The sequence below is a fragment of the Pseudarthrobacter woesei genome, from assembly GCF_055412745.1.
On sequence record NZ_JBVAYU010000003.1, the window covers coordinates 176,029 to 193,288 of the forward strand.

13 protein-coding genes are annotated in these 17,260 nt (G+C 67.1%); all 13 read left to right on the forward strand.

The window, feature by feature from the left end:
- Window positions 1–112 precede the first annotated feature (112 nt).
- The 13 genes from argS (at window position 113) to ACZYZE_RS06325 (ending at window position 17,241) form a co-directional block, all read left to right on the forward strand.
- Window positions 113–1,777, forward strand: coding sequence for an arginine--tRNA ligase (argS, locus tag ACZYZE_RS06265; protein WP_463906840.1), 1,665 nt, complete (start codon window positions 113–115; stop codon window positions 1,775–1,777).
- Between the two features lie 5 nt (window positions 1,778–1,782).
- Entirely contained in the window at window positions 1,783–3,297 is a 1,515-nt protein-coding gene (locus tag ACZYZE_RS06270) for a diaminopimelate decarboxylase family protein (RefSeq protein ID WP_459318808.1), read from the forward strand.
- Window positions 3,298–4,644: a homoserine dehydrogenase gene (locus tag ACZYZE_RS06275; RefSeq protein ID WP_459318807.1), complete on the forward strand. Its 1,347-nt coding sequence runs from the start codon at window positions 3,298–3,300 to the stop codon at window positions 4,642–4,644.
- The gene (thrC, locus tag ACZYZE_RS06280; protein ID WP_459318806.1) at window positions 4,645–5,751 is read left to right on the forward strand and encodes a threonine synthase; all 1,107 of its coding nucleotides are present in this window, start codon (window positions 4,645–4,647) and stop codon (window positions 5,749–5,751) included. It abuts the gene before it with no gap.
- Between the two features lie 2 nt (window positions 5,752–5,753).
- Window positions 5,754–6,740, forward strand: a complete 987-nt coding sequence (gene thrB / locus ACZYZE_RS06285) for a homoserine kinase (RefSeq protein WP_459318805.1) — start codon at window positions 5,754–5,756, stop codon at window positions 6,738–6,740.
- Window positions 6,741–7,058: 318 nt separating this feature from the next.
- Window positions 7,059–9,251 (forward strand): transcription termination factor Rho, encoded by a 2,193-nt coding sequence (gene rho, locus ACZYZE_RS06290; RefSeq protein WP_463906842.1) that lies wholly within the window; start codon window positions 7,059–7,061, stop codon window positions 9,249–9,251.
- Window positions 9,252–9,444: 193 nt separating this feature from the next.
- The gene (prfA, locus tag ACZYZE_RS06295) at window positions 9,445–10,518 is read left to right on the forward strand and encodes a peptide chain release factor 1 (RefSeq protein WP_459318803.1); all 1,074 of its coding nucleotides are present in this window, start codon (window positions 9,445–9,447) and stop codon (window positions 10,516–10,518) included.
- Between the two features lie 19 nt (window positions 10,519–10,537).
- Window positions 10,538–11,410: a peptide chain release factor N(5)-glutamine methyltransferase gene (prmC, locus tag ACZYZE_RS06300; protein WP_463906844.1), complete on the forward strand. Its 873-nt coding sequence runs from the start codon at window positions 10,538–10,540 to the stop codon at window positions 11,408–11,410.
- Window positions 11,411–11,446: 36 nt separating this feature from the next.
- Window positions 11,447–12,298: an L-threonylcarbamoyladenylate synthase gene (locus ACZYZE_RS06305; RefSeq protein ID WP_463906847.1), complete on the forward strand. Its 852-nt coding sequence runs from the start codon at window positions 11,447–11,449 to the stop codon at window positions 12,296–12,298.
- Window position 12,299: 1 nt separating this feature from the next.
- Entirely contained in the window at window positions 12,300–13,208 is a 909-nt protein-coding gene (locus tag ACZYZE_RS06310; RefSeq protein WP_463906849.1) for a glycosyltransferase, read from the forward strand.
- Window positions 13,209–13,214: 6 nt separating this feature from the next.
- Window positions 13,215–14,171 carry a glycosyltransferase gene (locus ACZYZE_RS06315; protein WP_463906851.1) on the forward strand — a complete coding sequence of 319 codons (957 nt, stop codon included), beginning with the start codon at window positions 13,215–13,217 and terminating at the stop codon, window positions 14,169–14,171.
- A gap of 176 nt (window positions 14,172–14,347) precedes the next feature.
- Window positions 14,348–16,219 (forward strand): polysaccharide biosynthesis protein, encoded by a 1,872-nt coding sequence (locus ACZYZE_RS06320; protein WP_463906853.1) that lies wholly within the window; start codon window positions 14,348–14,350, stop codon window positions 16,217–16,219.
- A complete protein-coding gene (locus ACZYZE_RS06325) occupies window positions 16,216–17,241 on the forward strand; it encodes an MraY family glycosyltransferase (protein WP_463906855.1) in 1,026 nt (341 codons plus the stop codon). The genes ACZYZE_RS06320 and ACZYZE_RS06325 overlap by 4 nt, the downstream gene beginning before the upstream one ends.
- The last annotated feature ends 19 nt before the right edge of the window (window positions 17,242–17,260 follow it).

Genomic DNA, 17,260 nt, shown 5'->3' on the forward strand with positions numbered 1-17,260 from the left:
GGTCCGGCTTGGGAAAACGTGGGGTATCCCGGCCGCGTCCACGGGTGACTGGCCGGCTGTCATGGCCGGCGCCAAATTCCGCCACACTGCGGGCCACCGGTAGGCTGGAAGTGTGACCCCAGAAGAACTCTCCCTCGCCATATCCGCCTGCCTGAAGGACGCCGTCGCCGCCGGTGAAATCGGGCTCTCCGCATCCGACGTCCCGGCTGAGGTGCGCGTTGAGCGGCCGAAGAACCGGGACCACGGCGACTGGGCCACCAACATTGCGCTCCAGCTGGCCAAGACCGCGGGCAGCAATCCACGGGAGTTCGCCTCCGTCCTCAGCGCCAGGCTGAAGTCCATCGACGGGGTGTCCGCCGTCGACATTGCCGGCCCGGGGTTCCTGAACATCACCGTTGACGCCGCCGCCGCCGGGGCGCTCGCCAGGGCGATTGTCGAGGCAGGAACGCACTACGGCACCAGCACGGCGCTCGCAGGCCACTCGGTCAACATGGAATTCGTCTCCGCCAATCCCACCGGACCGCTGCATATCGGGCACACCCGCTGGGCCGCGCTGGGCGACTCGATTGCCCGTGTCCTCCGGGCCTCCGGGGCCGAGGTGACGGCGGAGTACTACATTAACGACGCCGGATCGCAGATGGACGCCTTCGCCCACTCCGTGCTCTCCCGCCTGCACGGCCGGGGCGTGCCGGAAGGCGGCTACCCGGGCGAATACATCGCGGACCTGGGCCACGAGGTGCTCACCCGGCACCCGGACATCCGCGAACTTACCGATGTGGCGGCGCTGCCGGTGATCCGTGGCGCGGCCTACAAGGCACAGATGCACGACATCAAGCAGACCCTCTCCGAGTTCGGCGTCGACTTCGACGTCTACTTTTCCGAGCAGGAACTGCACGACGCCGGCGCCATCCAGGACGCCGTCGCCCGGCTGCGCCAGCAGGGCCACGTGTTCGACGACGGCGGCGCCGTCTGGCTGCGCACAACGGACTTCGGCGACGACAAGGACCGGGTGATGATCCGCGCCAACGGCGAGCCCACATATTTCGCGGCCGATGCCGCGTACTACCTGTCCAAGAAGGACCGCGGCTACACCGAAAAGATCTACCTGCTCGGCGCGGACCACCATGGCTACATCAACAGGCTCAAGGCCATCGCCGCCGCCGCGGGTGACGATCCCGAGGTCAACATCGAGGTCCTGATCGGCCAGCTGGTCTCCGTCAACGGAGCCAAGCTGTCCAAGCGGGCCGGCAACATCATTGAGCTCAAGGACCTCATCTCGTGGCTCGGCAAGGATGCCGTCCGCTACTCGCTGGCCCGCTTCCCCGCCGATTCGCCACTGGCCCTGGACCCCGATCTGCTCAAGAAGCACAGCAACGAAAACCCGGTGTTCTACGTCCAGTACGCCCACGCGCGCTCCCGCGGCACGGCCCGCAACGCCGTCGCGGCCGGTGTGGAGCGCCGTGTAGACGGCAAAGACAGCTTCGAGGCCTCGCTGCTGGACCACGCGACGGAGAATGAACTTCTCTCCTACCTGGGCAGCTACCCCTCGATCGTGGCCAAGGCCGCCGAGCTGCGCGAACCCCACCGGATCGCCCGCCACCTCGAAGTCATCGCCGGCGCCTACCACCGCTGGTACGACGCCTGCCGGGTGGCCCCGCAGGGCGAGGAACCCATCACTGACGTGAACCGCACCCGGCTCTGGCTCAACGACGCCACAAGCCAGGTGCTGGCCAACGGACTGGAACTGCTGGGCGTCTCGGCGCCGGAACGGATGTAACCATCATGACCGCGAACCCCGCCAACTTCGCCGGCGTCGCCGGTGCCTCCCCGCTCGCCCCCGGCTGGCTGCAGGTTCCCGCCGACCTCAACGCGTTGCACGGGCCACTGTGGGCGGCCGGGGTGTCCCGGAACGACGCCGGCGAACTCACCATCGACGGGATCCCCGTCAGCGAGCTGAAGCGCCAGTTCGGCACCCCACTGTACGTTTTGAGCGAGAACGATTTCCGCGCCCGGGCCCGCGCGTTCAGCGACGCGTTCAACGATGCGTTCGCGGACATCTGCGGGGGAGTGGACGTCTACTACGCCGGGAAGTCCTTCCTGTGCACCGCCGTGGTCCGCTGGGTGGAGGAGGAAGGGCTGCGGCTGGACACGGCCTCCGGCGGGGAACTCGCGGTCGCCGCCCGCGCCGGGATCCCGGGCGCCGACGTCGCGCTGCACGGCAACAACAAGTCCGATGCCGAGATCCACCGCGCCCTGGACATGAAACTGGGCCGGATCGTGGTGGACAGCATCGCCGAGCTGGACCGCGTCGCCAGGATCGCCGGCGCCCGCGGCGACACCGCCAAGGTCATGCTGCGGCTGACCCCGGGCGTGCACGCCCACACCCACGAATTCATCGCCACGGCGCACGAAGACCAGAAGTTCGGCCTCTCCATGGCCGGGGATTCCACCGAGCAGGCCGGGCTGTCTGCGGCCGAGGAAGCCGTGGCCGCGGCCTCCGGCTACGCCGGCATCGAACTGCTGGGCCTGCACTGCCACATCGGCTCGCAGATCTTCGAGCCGGACGGCTTCGCCCTCGCCGCGGAAAAGCTGCTGGATTTCCTGGCCGCCATGCAGTCCAAGTACGCCATCGTGCTGCCCGAACTGGACCTCGGCGGCGGTTACGGCATCGCCTACACACCGGTGGACACCCCGCGCCCGGCCGCCGAAATCGCCCAGGCGATGGCCGCCGTCGTCCGCACCAAATGCGCCGAGCTGGGCATCTCCGCGCCGCGGATTTCGATCGAACCCGGCCGGGCGATCGTGGGCAGTACCACCTTCACGCTCTACGAAGTGGGCACCCTCAAGACCGTGCGGGTCGATGCGGCTGCGGCCGGCACCGGAGATTCGGGCGAACCCGCCGAACCTGGCAAAACCGGCGAAAACGTTACGTACCCGCGCCGGTATGTGTCGGTGGACGGCGGCATGAGCGACAACCCGCGTCCGGTGCTGTACGACGCGGATTACTCGGCAATTCTGGCGTCCCGCGGCTCCGCAGCGGCGCCGCAGCTGTCCCGCGTGGTGGGCAAACATTGCGAGAGCGGCGACATAGTTGTTAGAGATGTATATCTGCCCGAGGACGTGGCAGCCGGTGATCTGCTCGCTGTACCGGGTACCGGCGCCTACTGCTGGGCCCTGTCAAGCAACTACAACTATCTGGCCCGGCCGGGCGTTGTCGCTGTGCGCGATGGATCTGCCCGGCTGATTGTCCGCGGGGAAACCGAAGAAGATTTGCTGAACCGCGACATGGGAGTCTGAATGACCGAATTGCGAACCCTGAAAGTAGCACTCCTGGGCTGTGGCAACGTCGGGGCCCAGGTTGCGCGGATTCTCCTGGACGACGCCGAGATGCTGGCGTCCCGCGCCGGCGCCCGGCTGGAACTGAGCGGCATCGCCGTGCGCAACGTCGAGGCACCGCGCGATGTCGACCTGCCGCGCGGGCTGTTCACCACCGACGCCGAAACCCTCGTCAAGGACGCCGACCTGGTGATCGAGCTGATGGGCGGGATTGAGCCCGCACGGACCCTGATCCTGACCGCGATGCGGAACGGCGCCTGCGTCGTCACCGGCAACAAGGCGCTGGTGGCAAAGGACGGCCCGACGCTCCACGAGGAAGCCGACAAAGCCGGCGTTCAGCTGTCCTACGAGGCCGCCGTGGCCGGCGCGATCCCCATCCTGCGGCCCATCCGCGACAGCCTCTCCGGCGACCGGATCACCCGCGTGCTCGGCATCGTCAACGGCACCACCAACTTCATCCTGGACCAGATGGACTCCACCGGGGCGCAGTTCGCCGATGCCCTGGCCGAGGCGCAGCGCCTGGGCTACGCGGAAGCGGACCCCACCGCCGACGTCGAAGGCCACGACGCCGCCTCGAAGGCCGCGATCCTCGCCTCGCTGTCCTTCCACACCCGCTTCTCGCTGGCCGATGTTCACTGTGAAGGCATCAGCTCCGTCACCGCCGCGGACATCGCCGCCGCGAAGGATGCCGGGTTTGTGATCAAGCTGCTGGCGATCGCCGAGAAGCTGGGGGCCACAGGCAGGGAAACAGGCACGGAAACAGACGCCGACGGCAACACGGGGGTCTCCGTGCGCGTGCACCCGACGCTGCTGCCGCGCGAACACCCGTTGGCGGCGGTCCACGGCGCGTTCAACGCCGTCTTCGTCGAGGCCGAAAACGCCGGCGAGCTGATGTTCTACGGCCAGGGCGCGGGCGGTAAACCCACTGCCTCTGCCGTCATGGGCGACCTCATCTCCGCTGCGCGCAGCATCGTCCTGGGTGGCCCCGGCCGCGCCGAGACCACCACGGGCCAGGTCCTTGCGCTGCCCATCACCTCCGCCGTCACGAGCTACTACATCGGCCTCGACGTCGCGGACCAGCCCGGCGTCCTGGCCCGGATCGCCCAGCTCTTCGCGGAGCACGGCGTGTCCATCGAAATCATGCGGCAGACCATCCAGCGCGATGCCGATTCCAATATCGAATCAGCGGCACTGCGGATCGTGACGCACCGCGCAAGCGAGGCTGCACTGGCAGCCACCGTCGAGGCCGTGAAGGGCCTGGACGTTATCAATTCTGTTACATCCGTACTGCGGGTAGAAGGAGTCTAAGTGGCTCACCAATGGCGCGGTGTCATCCGCGAATATGCTGAACGTCTGCCTGTCACCGGGGCCACCACGGTCATCACCCTGGGCGAGGGCGGCACCCCACTGGTGCCCGCCCGGAAGCTCTCCGAGCTGACCGGCAGCGCCGTCTATCTCAAGGTCGAGGGCATGAACCCCACCGGGTCCTTCAAAGACCGCGGCATGACGATGGCCATGACGGCCGCCGTTGCCGCCGGCGCCAAGGCGGTGGTCTGCGCGTCCACCGGCAACACCTCCGCCTCTGCAGCGGCGTACGCCACGGCGGCCGGGCTGAAGTGCGTGGTGCTGGTGCCCGAGGGCAAGATCTCGATGGGCAAGCTCAGCCAGGCGATCGCGCACGGCGCGACGCTGCTGCAGGTTGACGGCAACTTCGATGACTGCCTCGACATTGCCCGCAAGCTGGGGGAGTCCTACCCGGTATTCCTGGTCAACTCGGTCAACCCGGCCCGGATCGAAGGGCAAAAGACCGGCGCCTTCGAGGTGGTCGACTCGCTCGGCGACGCCCCGGACATCCACGTCCTCCCGGTGGGCAACGCCGGCAACATCACCGCGTACTGGAAGGGCTACAAGGAGTACTGCGCGCCGTTCGAGTCCGCCACGGCCGGCACCCTGGCCGCGGTCTCCACGAAAACCCCGGTGATGTGGGGCTTCCAGGCCGCAGGCGCGGCGCCGTTCGTGGCGGGCCACCCCATCACCGAACCCGACACGATCGCGACGGCGATCCGGATCGGCAACCCCGCCTCCTGGGACAGCGCCATCGCCGCCCGGGATGAGTCCGGCGGCGTGATCGAAGCCGTGACGGACGAGGAAATCCTGGCCGCCCACCGCTGGCTCTCCGCCCGTGAAGGCGTCTTCGTGGAACCGGGCTCTGCCGCCGGCGTCGCGGGACTGATCAAGAAGCACGCCGCGGGGGAAGTCCCCGCCGGCAAGACCATCGTCGTCACGGTCACCGGCCACGGCCTCAAGGACCCGCAGTGGGCCCTGCGCACCGAAGACGGCAGCGAGATCGAGCCAGTCAAGGTCGCGAACGACGTGGTCACCGTCGCCACCGCCCTGGGACTGGAAGAAAAATAGCCGTGGAAACCACCCTCACCATCCCGGCCGAGTCCGCTGCCGGCGCGCCGGCGGTTCCGGCCGGGCAGATCGTGACCGTGCGGGTGCCGGCCACGAGCGCCAACCTGGGCCCCGGCTACGACAGCCTTGGCCTGGCACTGTCGCTGCATGACACCCTGACGGTGGAGACCCTGGCCAGCGGCGAGCTCGAATTCGACCTGAGCGGCGAAGGTGCCGAGACCCTGCCGCGCGATGCGAGCCACCTCGTAGTCAAGGCCATCACGGAAGCGCTGCACCGCCTGGGTTTCCGTCACGGGGGGCTGCGGATCACCGCGGACAACGTCAATCCCCACGGCCGCGGCCTTGGTTCCTCCGCCTCCGCGGTGGTCGCCGCCGTCACCGCGGCCAACGCCCTGGTTCCGGAGGCCTCCCGCCGCGGCAAGGACTGGATCCTGCAGCTCACAAGTGAGATGGAAGGCCACCCGGACAACGTCGCACCCGCCATATTCGGCGGACTGGCGCTGTCATGGCAGGACAGTGACCGGTACAGCAGCACGTGTGCGGCTGTGGTTGATTCGGTGATTCCCGTCGTCGCTGTCCCGGACTTTGAACTGTCCACGGAAGCCGCACGTGCGCTGCTGCCCGCCTCGGTTGGCCACCACGCCGCGGCCATGAATTCGGGCCGGACAGCGCTGCTGATCCACGCGCTGACGCAGAAGCCGGAATTCCTGCTTCCCGGAACCGAAGACTACCTGCACCAAAGCTACCGCGCCCAGGCGATGCGGCCCAGCGCGGACCTGATCGCGGCCCTGCGCCGCGCAGGCCATGCCGCCGTCGTCTCCGGGGCCGGTCCGACGGTGCTCGTTCTCGCCAACGGGGCAGCGGAAGCCCGGTCGGTCGTCGACTTAATCGGCTCCTTCACGGCAGGCAACACGCCGGAGGTGGGCTGGCGTGTGATGAAACTGGCCGTCGACGTTGAAGGTGCTAAAGTGGAAGTGCACCGGCGGTAATCACGCAGGCGGTAATTCAGTTACTGTTCAAAAGACCGCGATGTTGGCCAAGTTGCCTCTCTCATCTTTCACTGCGCAATATCTCTGGTGCCACCTGCTTTTGGTCTGACGCAGGAATCCGCAGACACTATCTCTGCACCCCTGAAATGTCAGCCCGCTGTTCCTTACTATCGGGACCAGGTGAAGCAGTATCCGGCCGTGCTGGCCAGTATCCATCCGGCAAGGCCGAAATCCCGGCTGCAGATCTGAACTGCAGCCCAGATCAAATCATCGCGTCCAGCTCCTAGTCTGGACGCCGTCGAGGGGGAAGGATCCTTCGTGACCGAAACCACTGAGCTGTCTTCAGCTGTGGCAACATCATCTTCTGCTGCCGGATCGTCTACGGCAGCACCCGCCAAGAGCAGTGGCCTTGCCGGCCTCAAGCTCGCCCAGCTCCAGGCTCTTGCCAGCCAGCTGGGGATTTCCGGCGGTTCCCGCATGCGTAAGGGCGATCTGGTCTCAGCCATTTCCGCCCACCGTGCGGGCACTCCGGTGAGCAAGGCCCCGGCCCGCGCCGCCGAGAAAGCGAGCGACAACGGCACTGTTGCCCACGCCGCGGCGCCGGCTGTTGCGCCGGCGGCCGCCGCCGCGTCCGAGGCTCCCGCCCAGGAAAACCCCCGTGCCCGTGGCCGTGGCCGCAGCCGCCGCGCAGGCAGCGACGGCGTCATCACCACGCCCGCCGCCGAGGCTCCGGTTGAAGCCGCTCCGGTGGAGGCCCCCGCGGTTTCCGTTGAGACCGCCTCTCCCGAGACCGGCTCTGCCGTTTCCGGCGGGGCGGATGCCGGCGAACGCACCCGCCAGCCGCGTACCCGCAACCGCCGCCGCGGCGAAGCCGCAGCCCAGGGTGTTGATGGTGGCGAGGCTCCGGCCGAGCAGCCGTCCGCCGAGCAGCGCCAGCCCGAACAGCGCACCGAACAGCGGCAGGCCGAGCCGCGCCAGGCAGAACAGCGCGGCGATCAGCGCCAGGCCGAGCAGGGCGGCGACGACGGCCAGCGCCGTGATAACACCCGCACCCGCGGCGGCCGCGACAACGCCGAGACCGCAGTTGTCCGCGACAATGCCGGCAACCGCGACAACGTCCGCGACAACCGTGAAAACGACGACGCCGACGGCGGAAGCCGCCGGAACCGCCGCAACCGGCGGGACCGCAACGACCGCAATGACCGTCCCGACCGCTCCGGTGGCCAGGACAGCCGCGACAACACGCCGCGCAACGACCGCTTCCGCGACCGCAACGACCGCCGTCGGGGCCGCGTCCAGGGACCGGACGTCGACGACGTCGAGGTCACCGAGGACGATGTCCTGCTGCCCGTCGCCGGTATCCTGGACGTGCTGGAAAACTACGCGTTCATCCGCACCTCCGGCTACCTGCCGGGTCCGAACGATGTGTATGTGTCCCTCGCCCAGGTCAAGAAGTACAACCTGCGCAAGGGCGATGCCGTCGTCGGCGCCATCCGTGCACCGCGTGAAGGCGAGGCCCCGCAGGGGAACCAGCAGCAGCAGTCCGCCCGCCAGAAGTTCAACGCCCTGGTCCGCGTCACCTCGGTCAACGGCAAGACGCCCGAGGAACTCAAGGACCGCGTCGAATTTGCTAAGCTCGTCCCGCTGTACCCCTCCGAGCGCCTGCGTCTCGAGACGGACCCCAAGAAGATCGGCCCCCGTGTCATCGACCTGGTTGCCCCGATCGGCAAGGGCCAGCGCGGCCTGATCGTTTCGCCGCCGAAGGCCGGCAAGACGCTCATCCTGCAGTCCATCGCCAACGCCATCACCATCAACAATCCCGAGGTCCACCTCATGATGGTGCTCGTTGACGAACGTCCCGAAGAAGTCACGGACATGCAGCGCACCGTCAAGGGCGAGGTCATTGCCTCCACCTTCGACCGTCCCGCCGACGACCACACCACCGTGGCCGAGCTCTCCATCGAGCGCGCCAAGCGGCTCGTGGAAATGGGTATGGACGTTGTGGTGCTCCTCGACTCGATGACCCGACTGGGCCGCGCCTACAACCTGGCAGCGCCGGCCTCCGGCCGTATCCTCTCCGGTGGTGTGGACTCCGCAGCGCTGTATCCGCCGAAGCGTTTCTTCGGTGCAGCCCGCAACATCGAAAACGGTGGCTCGCTTACCATCCTGGCAACCGCGCTCGTCGAGACGGGTTCCAAGATGGACGAGGTCATCTTCGAAGAGTTCAAGGGCACCGGCAACATGGAGCTGCGCCTGTCCCGCCAGCTCGCGGACAAGCGCATCTTCCCGGCCGTGGACGTCAATGCATCCGGTACGCGCCGGGAGGAAAACCTGCTGTCCCCCGAGGAAGTCAAGATCATGTGGAAGCTGCGCCGCGTCCTTTCCGGACTCGAAACGCAGCAGAGCCTTGAGCTGCTGACCAACAAGATCCGGGAGACCCAGAGCAACGTCGAGTTCCTCATGCAGGTGCAGAAGACGACGCTTGGTGCGAAGTCCGATAACGACAAGTAGCTGACGTAAGCCGCTCGGAAATTGGCGGCCCTTCCCGGGCCGCCAATTTCTCGAGCGGTTGTTGCGTTAACCGGTTCCTCCGCTTCAAGAAGCAACGCGGGGTCACTTGGAGCCCATCCGGGCCCGTGACATGGGCGGTAAGTGACCCCGCGTTGCAGTAACTAGACTTGAGAGAGTCGAAAGAGGTTTTGAAATGTTTGAGTCCGTACAGGGCCTGTTGGATGAGCATGATGCTATCCAGGCGCAGCTTGGGGATCCTGCTGTTTATGCTGACCAGAAGGCTGCCAGGAAACTGGGGCGGCGCTCTGCGCAGCTGAACGGCATTGTCGAGGCTTACCACGCCTGGCACGGAATCCAGGATGACCTTGCGGCCGCCAAGGAAATGGCCGGGGAAGATCCGGAGTTTGCCGCGGAGGTGCCCGTGCTGGAGGCTGCGCTGGAGACGGCGGCGGCCAAGCTGCGCCGGCTGCTGATTCCGCGCGACCCGGACGATGCCCGCAACGTGATCCTCGAGGTCAAGGGCGGCGAAGGCGGCGACGAGGCTGCCCTGTTCGCCGCTGACCTGCTGCGGATGTACACCCGCTACGCGGAGTCGCGCGGCTGGAAGACCGAGATGATTTCGTTTAACGAGTCGGACCTGGGCGGGTACAAGGATGTTCAGGTGGCCATCAAGGGCACCTCGAATGATCCCGCCGAGGGCGTCTACGCGCGGCTCAAGTTTGAAGGCGGCGTGCACCGGGTGCAGCGCGTGCCCGTGACGGAATCCCAGGGCCGCATCCACACCTCGGCTGCCGGTGTGCTGGTGCTTCCTGAAGTGGACGAGCCCGAAGAACTCGAGATCAACCAGAACGATCTCAAGATCGATGTGTACCGTTCGTCGGGCCCCGGCGGACAGTCCGTGAACACCACCGACTCGGCCGTCCGCATCACCCACCTTCCCACCGGAATCGTGGTGGCCATGCAGAACGAGAAATCGCAGCTGCAGAACCGCGAGGCCGGCATGCGTGTGCTGCGTGCCCGCATCCTGGCCCACCAGCAGGAGCAGATCGACGCCGAGAACTCGGCCCAGCGCAAGTCGCAGATCCGCACCATGGACCGCTCCGAGCGCATCCGCACCTACAACTACCCGGAAAACCGGATTGCGGACCACCGCACCGGCTACAAGGCGTACAACCTGGACCAGGTCATGAACGGCGACCTGGAACCGGTGATCCAGTCGGCCATCGAGATGGACGAACAGGCCCGCCTCGACGCCATCGGCGACTAGTACCGGACCGGCGCCTTCTATGACATATAACATCGGGCCGAACCTTGCGGAGGCCGTCCGCGAGGCAACGGCCCTCCTGGCCGCCGCCGGCGTTCCGAGCCCGCGGGTCGACGCCGAACTCCTAGCCGACCACCTGCTCGGCGTCGGACTCGGCCGGCTCCGTGCGCTGATGCTGGGTGACGCGCCCGCGCCCGAAGGCTACAACGACCTCGTCGCGGAGCGCGCCCGGCGCATCCCGCTCCAGCACATCACCGGCGTCGCGTATTTCCGCTACCTGGAGTTGGCGGTGGGCCCGGGTGTCTTCATTCCCCGGCCTGAAACCGAATCGGTGGTGCAGCTGGTGATTGACCGGCTGCAGGGGATGGCGCAGCCCAAGGTGGTGGATCTCGGCACCGGATCCGGCGCCATCGCCGGGTCGATTGCCCACGAGGTTCCCGGCGCCGAGGTGTACGCGGTGGAGTTCAGCGAGTTCGCCCATGCCTGGGCCGCCAAGAACCTGCTCCCGCTCGGGGTCAGCCTGGTCCGGGGCGATTTGCGTGATGCGCTGCCGGAGCACAACGGCACCTTCGACGTCGTCGTCTCCAATCCCCCCTACATCCCCGCCGACGCGATCCCGAAGGAACCCGAGGCGGCGCTGCATGACCCGCCCGAGGCCCTGTACGGCGGGGGAGCGGACGGGATGGAACTTCCGACGGCGGCCGCCGCGTCCGCGGCCCGGCTCCTGGTCCCCGGCGGCTACTTCGTGATGGAACACGCCGAAGTCCAGGCCGGCTGGATCGCCGGGATGCTGAACCGCTCCGGACTGTGGACCGAGGTGGGCACCCACCTTGACCTCAACGGCAAGGAACGGGCCACCAGCGCGGTCCTCGCCGTCCGGGCGAACGCCGGTTAGTCCGGCCAGACCAAGAAGTGATGAAAGGATAGGTCAGTGACGACTAGCTACGACTGCACGGCCGCCGACCAGCGCGCCGCAGGACTTGAACATGCCCAGCGGGCCATCCGGGAGCACAAGTGTGTGGTGTTCCCCACCGACACCGTGTACGGGATTGCTGCGGACGCCTTTTCGCCCCTGGCCGTGACCCTGCTCCTCGCCTCGAAGGGCCGCAGCCGGAAGATGCCGCCGCCCGTGCTCATCCCGAGGCTCAACGCCCTCGATGGACTCGCCACCGATGTTCCGGCCGAAGCACGGCGCCTCGCCGAGACCTTCTGGCCCGGGGGACTGACCCTCATCCTCCACGCCCAGCCCTCGCTCGACTGGGACCTCGGCGAGACGAAAGGCACCGTTGCGCTGCGGATCCCGGCCGACGACGTCGCGCAGGACCTGCTCACCCTGACCGGGCCGCTGGCCGTTTCTTCGGCCAACCGCACCGGCCACGCCGCAGCGCAGACCGCCGCGGACGCCGAAGCCCAGCTCGCGGAATCCGTGGAAGTCTACCTTGACGGCGGACACCGTCCGGTCGGGGGCACCGAAGCCCTGCCGTCCACCATCATTGACGCCACCGCCCTTCCGCTGCGGGTGGTCCGCCAGGGCGCCATCAGCCTGGAACGGCTTCGCGAAGTGGTCCCGGGTGTGCTCGGCGTCGGCGAGGAACCGGCCGTCGGCGAGGAACCGGCCGTCGGCGAGGAACCGGCCGTCAGCGAGGAACCGGCCGTCGTCGGCGAGGAACCGGCCGCCGGCGAGGACCCGACCGTCGTCGTGACCCCTGACAGTACCGCCACCGGAACTGCCACCGCTGACAGCACCGGCGTACCCGCCGTCGACGATTCACCGAGGAACTGACATGCAGCCCAAAGTCGCCGTCGCGGCCGTAACGTTTGACCGCCACGAGGAGCTCGCCCTCCTGCTTAAGGGGCTGGCCGAACAGACCGCCCCCATCCACTCGATCGCACTCGTGGACTCCGGCACCGTTCCGGCCACGGAGGTTGTGAACGCCGGCGGGGCCAATATCAACTACCTGCGCTCCGAGGCAAACCTTGGCGGCGCCGGCGGGTTCGCCTATGCGATCCTGGCGGCCATGGCCAGCGGGGCCGAGTGGATCTGGATGATGGACGACGACGGCCATCCCGAGGACGCGAGCTGCCTGGCGGAACTGCTCAAGACCGCTGAGGAGCACCGGCTCGATATCGTGAGCCCGCTGGTGGCAGCGACCGCCGATCCGAACCGGCTCTCCTTCAACTTCCGGATCAACGGACTGCTGACCAACGACCGGTCCCGGCTTGCTCCGATGGGCTACTTGCCGGACATGGTGCACTTCTTCAACGGCGCCCTGATCCGGACGGACGTCTTCTACAAGATCGGAATCCCGGACGTGAAGTTCTTCATCCGAGGTGATGAAGTGGACTTCCTGTCGAGGGTTAAGAAGGCAGGCCTCAAGTACGGCACCCTGGCCACCGTCGCGGTCCGGCACCCCGCCACCTGGACGGAGATGAAACCGGTTTTCGGCGGGTTCATCACCCCCGTCATCCCGGAGGGCGACTTCAAGCGGTACTGCTACTTCCGCAACCGCGGCTACCTCACGCGGAAGTACCGGAACCTGCGCTGGTTCGGCGCGGATATTGTCGGCTTCCCGTACTACTTCCTGAAGACCGGCGATCTCAAGGGGCTCGCGCACTGGTTCCGGGCCTACTCCGCCGGATTCCGCGGGAAGGGCTTCGGCTCGCCCGCCCAGCTCATGTCGACCAACAGCTAGGCCGCCGTGAAACAGCTGTTCGCCGTCGTCGTCACCTACAACCGTGCCGACTTCCTGCAGAATCTGCTCGACTCGTTTGGCCGCCTGACCACCCGCCCGGACGGGATCATCGTGGTGGACAACGCCAGCATCGACCACACGGCGGAGGTTGTCGCCCGGGCCGTCGCCGCGGGGGAGCTCCCGATCCGCTACGAGCGGCTGCCCAACAATGTGGGCGGCTCCGGCGGATTCTCCCGCGGCGTCGAGCTGGCGCTTGACGCCGGCGCGGAGTGGCTGTGGATGATGGACGACGACGTCGAGGTCCTCCCGGGGGCGGTTGAGGCGCTGGACAAGTTCACGCCTGACTACTCCTGCCTGATCGGCCGCCGATACGACGCCGCCGGCAAGCCATTCTTCTGGCAGCACCACTTCGTCGATACGCTCGGTATCTTTCTGCCCGTCTCCGGCGATGTCTTCCGGAATTCCGATGTTTTTCCCACGAACGTGGGAAATTTTGAGGGCATGCTGATCAAAGCATCGCTGGCCAGGAACATCGGGCTGCCGGACCCCCGCTTCTTCATCACCTGGGACGATCTCGTCTATGGCTGGCTCGCGGCGCAGCAGACACCGGTGGTCTACGTCAACGCCTTTGTGATCAAAAAGGTCCGGACCCAGCGCCAGGTGGACCTGGGTGTGCGCCATCTCAACGACTCGTCCGACCTGAGCCGCCGCTATGTGATGCGGAACCGGGGCCACGTGGCCCAGTACCTGAAGGCGCACGGCAAGTTCAACCGGCTGGGATTCGGAGCCGGCACGGCCCTGACATACCTGAAGGAACTCGTCCGCCTGGTACTCGTGGAACGTACCCTGAAGGGTGCCGGCGCCCTCTGGCAGGGATGGCGCGAATCACGCGGCATCCTCGCCGACCGGACCTGGCAGCCGATGCCGCCGGTGCCCCCCGCAGCGGGCCTGGAACAGGCCTGACTGGCGCCCGGATCGGGGTGAATCGGCTCCTCCGGGCGTTCGCCGACCCGGGCTCCGCCCGTGATTGCGATTAGTATCGTGGTAAACCCCGGTACTGTCCGGCAGTGATACGGCGGGGTATTTTTTTGAAACAGGCGCATGGCCGCCGTGGTATTGGAAGTCGGTTGCAATCTCTGTTGACTACGAAATCTGAAGCGCGCGAACCTGACGCAGCGCGGGACGAGAAGCCCCCGCTCTGGATCTGGATCCAGCTGTTCCTCGACTCGATGTCGTGGGTCGTGGCGATCGTCCTGGCCCTGTTGCTGCGGTACGAAATGGGAATCCGGGAAGACCAGCTCGTTAATGCCACCATCATTATGGGCATTGCCGTGATCGTCCAGGCCCTGGCCGGCTATGCCCTCGCCCTGTACCGCGGCAGGTACCCGTTCGGCAGCTTCCAGGAAGCCAAGGCCCTCGTCTTCGTCACGGTGATTGTGGCCGCCTCGATCACGCTGAGCCTGCTTGTACTCTATGAAGCCATCGGGATCGGCCGCAGCGTCGGGCTGATAGCCTTCCCTTTTGCCTGCCTCTTTATGGGTGCCGCCCGCTATGCCAAGCGGCTGTATGTCGAGGGTAAGAACCGGCCCGGCGACGGGGCCCAGAACACCCTGATCTACGGCGCGGGTTTCCTCGGCAACTCACTGCTGACCCGGATGCTGCAGGATTCCGATTCACCGTATTTCCCGGTAGGCCTGATCGATGACGATCCCGCCAAGAAGCACCTCCGGCTGTCCGGTGTCCAGGTCCTGGGCCGCGGCGATGACCTGCCCGCCATTATCCGGCGCACCCGCGCCACGGTCCTGGTCCTGGCCTTTGCCCATGTCGAAGCCTCCGTCGTCCGGCGGATTTCAGACGCCGTCGCCGGCCTGAACGTCAGGGTGCTGGTTCTACCGCCGCTCCGTGACATGCTCGGCGGAGGGGCGCCCGAGGGTTTCTCCGACTTCCGGGACGTGGCGGTCGAGGACCTGATCGGACGCCGGCCCGTCGACATCAAGGTCGACGAGATCGCCGGCTATATCAAGGGCAAGCGCGTGCTGGTCACGGGAGCCGGCGGCTCCATCGGCTCCGAGCTGTGCCGGCAGATCACGCAGTTCTCCCCGGCGGAACTGATCATGCTGGACCACGACGAAACCGGCCTGCAGCACACCCAGATTTCCATCACCGGCCGCGGGCTGCTCGCAGGCCGCGACACCGTGCTGGCCAGCATCCGCGACGGCGCCGCTCTTCTCCAGATCTTCGCTGACCGCCGCCCCGATGTGGTGTTCCACGCCGCCGCCCTCAAACACGCGCCGTTGCTGCAGCAGTACCCCATCGAAGCCTGGAAGACCAACGTCCTGGGTACCCTCAACGTGCTGCGCGCCGCGGAGCGGGCCGGCGTTTCGCACTTCGTGAACATCTCCACGGACAAGGCAGCGAACCCGACCACGGCGCTGGGCCATTCCAAGCGCGTTGCCGAGAAGCTTGCCGCCTGGATGGCCGGGCAGACGGGCCGCAGGTTTGTCTCCGTCCGGTTCGGCAACGTGATGGGCAGCAGGGGATCGATGCTGCCGCTGTTCACGGAACAGATTCGGGTCGGCGGACCGGTTACGGTGACCGATCCCGAGGTCACCCGTTTCTTCATGACGATCCCGGAGGCCTGCCAGCTGGTGATCCAGGCCGGGGCAATCGGCCGCGGCGGCGAAGTCATGATCCTGGACATGGGGGAGCCGGTCAGGATCCTGGACGTGGCCCAGCGCATGATTGCGATGTCCGGTAAGAAAGTCGAGATCATCTACACGGGGCTGCGGCCCGGTGAGAAACTCCACGAGGAACTCGTCGGAGTCGGCGAGCTCGACGAACGCCCGCTGCATCCCAAAATCTCGCACACCCAGGCCCACGAACAGGACCCGGCCGGGTTGAACCTCGATGTCTGGCTGGCCCGCTGCGAGGCCGAGCAGGGTCTGGACATCGCGGACATCCCTGATGATGAAGCGGATGAAGCGGGCGACAGCATCAGGGCCGCATCATGATGCCCCTCGTCCTGGCGGCCGGCATCACCCTGCTCACCAGTCTGCTGCTGCCCTTCGCGGTCAAGCCGTGGCTCGTCCGCATGGGAGTAGTCGACGTTCCGTCCGTCAGGTCCTCCCATGACAAGACCACGATCCGCGGCATGGGTGTGGCCGTCGCACTGGCCACCGCCGCCGGGTACCTGGCGGCAATGCTCCTCGGCGCCGTTACCGTGGACCGCTCCGTGTTCCTCGTTGTCCTGGGAATCGTTGCCGCCAGCGCGGCCGTGGGCTGGATCGAGGACCTGCGCGGACTCTCGATCCGCGGCCGTGCCGCCGCGCAACTGGGCATCGGCGCCGCAGGATCGGCGGCGCTTATCCTGCTGGCCGGGCAGTCTTTCTGGTGGCTTCCGCTGGCCGCGCTGGCGATTGCCGCGTACATCAACATCGCCAACTTCATGGACGGCGTCAACGGGATCTCCGGCCTGCACGGGGTCACCGCAGGCGCCGCCTACGCGGCGGCCGGTATCCTCGCCGACCAGCCCTGGCTCACTGCCGGGGGAGCGGTGCTGGCCCTGGCCTTCCTCGGCTTCCTGCCATGGAACCTGTCCCGCGGTCCGGTCTTCCTGGGTGACGTCGGCAGCTATCTCCTCGGCGCCTCGGTTGCCGCCCTCGCGGTGGCCGGGTTCTTCAGCGGCGTCTACATTGAATATGTCCTGTCGCCGATCCTGGTCTATGTGGCGGACACCGGGTTCACCCTGCTGCGCAGGATCAAGGCGGGCGAGCGGTGGTACGCGTCCCACCGGGAGCACGTCTACCAGCGGCTGACCGACGTCGGCTTCTCCCATCTGCAGTCGGCCGCCGCCGTCACACTGTGCACTGCCGCCGTGATCGTTCTCGGGTTCATCGCCGCCACGGCGCCGCTGCCCACGGTGGTCCTGTGTGTGGCCGGCAGCCTTGCCGTGCTGGGGCTGTACCTTTCTTCCCCTGACCTGATCCGGCGCTTCCGGAGGCGGCGGAAAGTCACCCGGATCCCTGTTTCCTAGGCGGCCGGCCGGCGCCGGG

Bases quoted from the DNA above. Each gene is read 5' to 3' on its own strand.
- ACZYZE_RS06275 (WP_459318807.1), top strand. From the start codon at position 3,298: ATGACCGAATTGCGAACCCTGAAAGTAGCACTCCTGGGCTGTGGCAAC.
- prfA (WP_459318803.1), top strand. From the start codon at position 9,445: ATGTTTGAGTCCGTACAGGGCCTGTTGGATGAGCATGATGCTATCCAG.
- prmC (WP_463906844.1), top strand. From the start codon at position 10,538: ATGACATATAACATCGGGCCGAACCTTGCGGAGGCCGTCCGCGAGGCA.
- ACZYZE_RS06270 (WP_459318808.1), top strand. From the start codon at position 1,783: ATGACCGCGAACCCCGCCAACTTCGCCGGCGTCGCCGGTGCCTCCCCG.
- ACZYZE_RS06325 (WP_463906855.1), top strand. From the start codon at position 16,216: ATGATGCCCCTCGTCCTGGCGGCCGGCATCACCCTGCTCACCAGTCTG.
- ACZYZE_RS06310 (WP_463906849.1), top strand. From the start codon at position 12,300: ATGCAGCCCAAAGTCGCCGTCGCGGCCGTAACGTTTGACCGCCACGAG.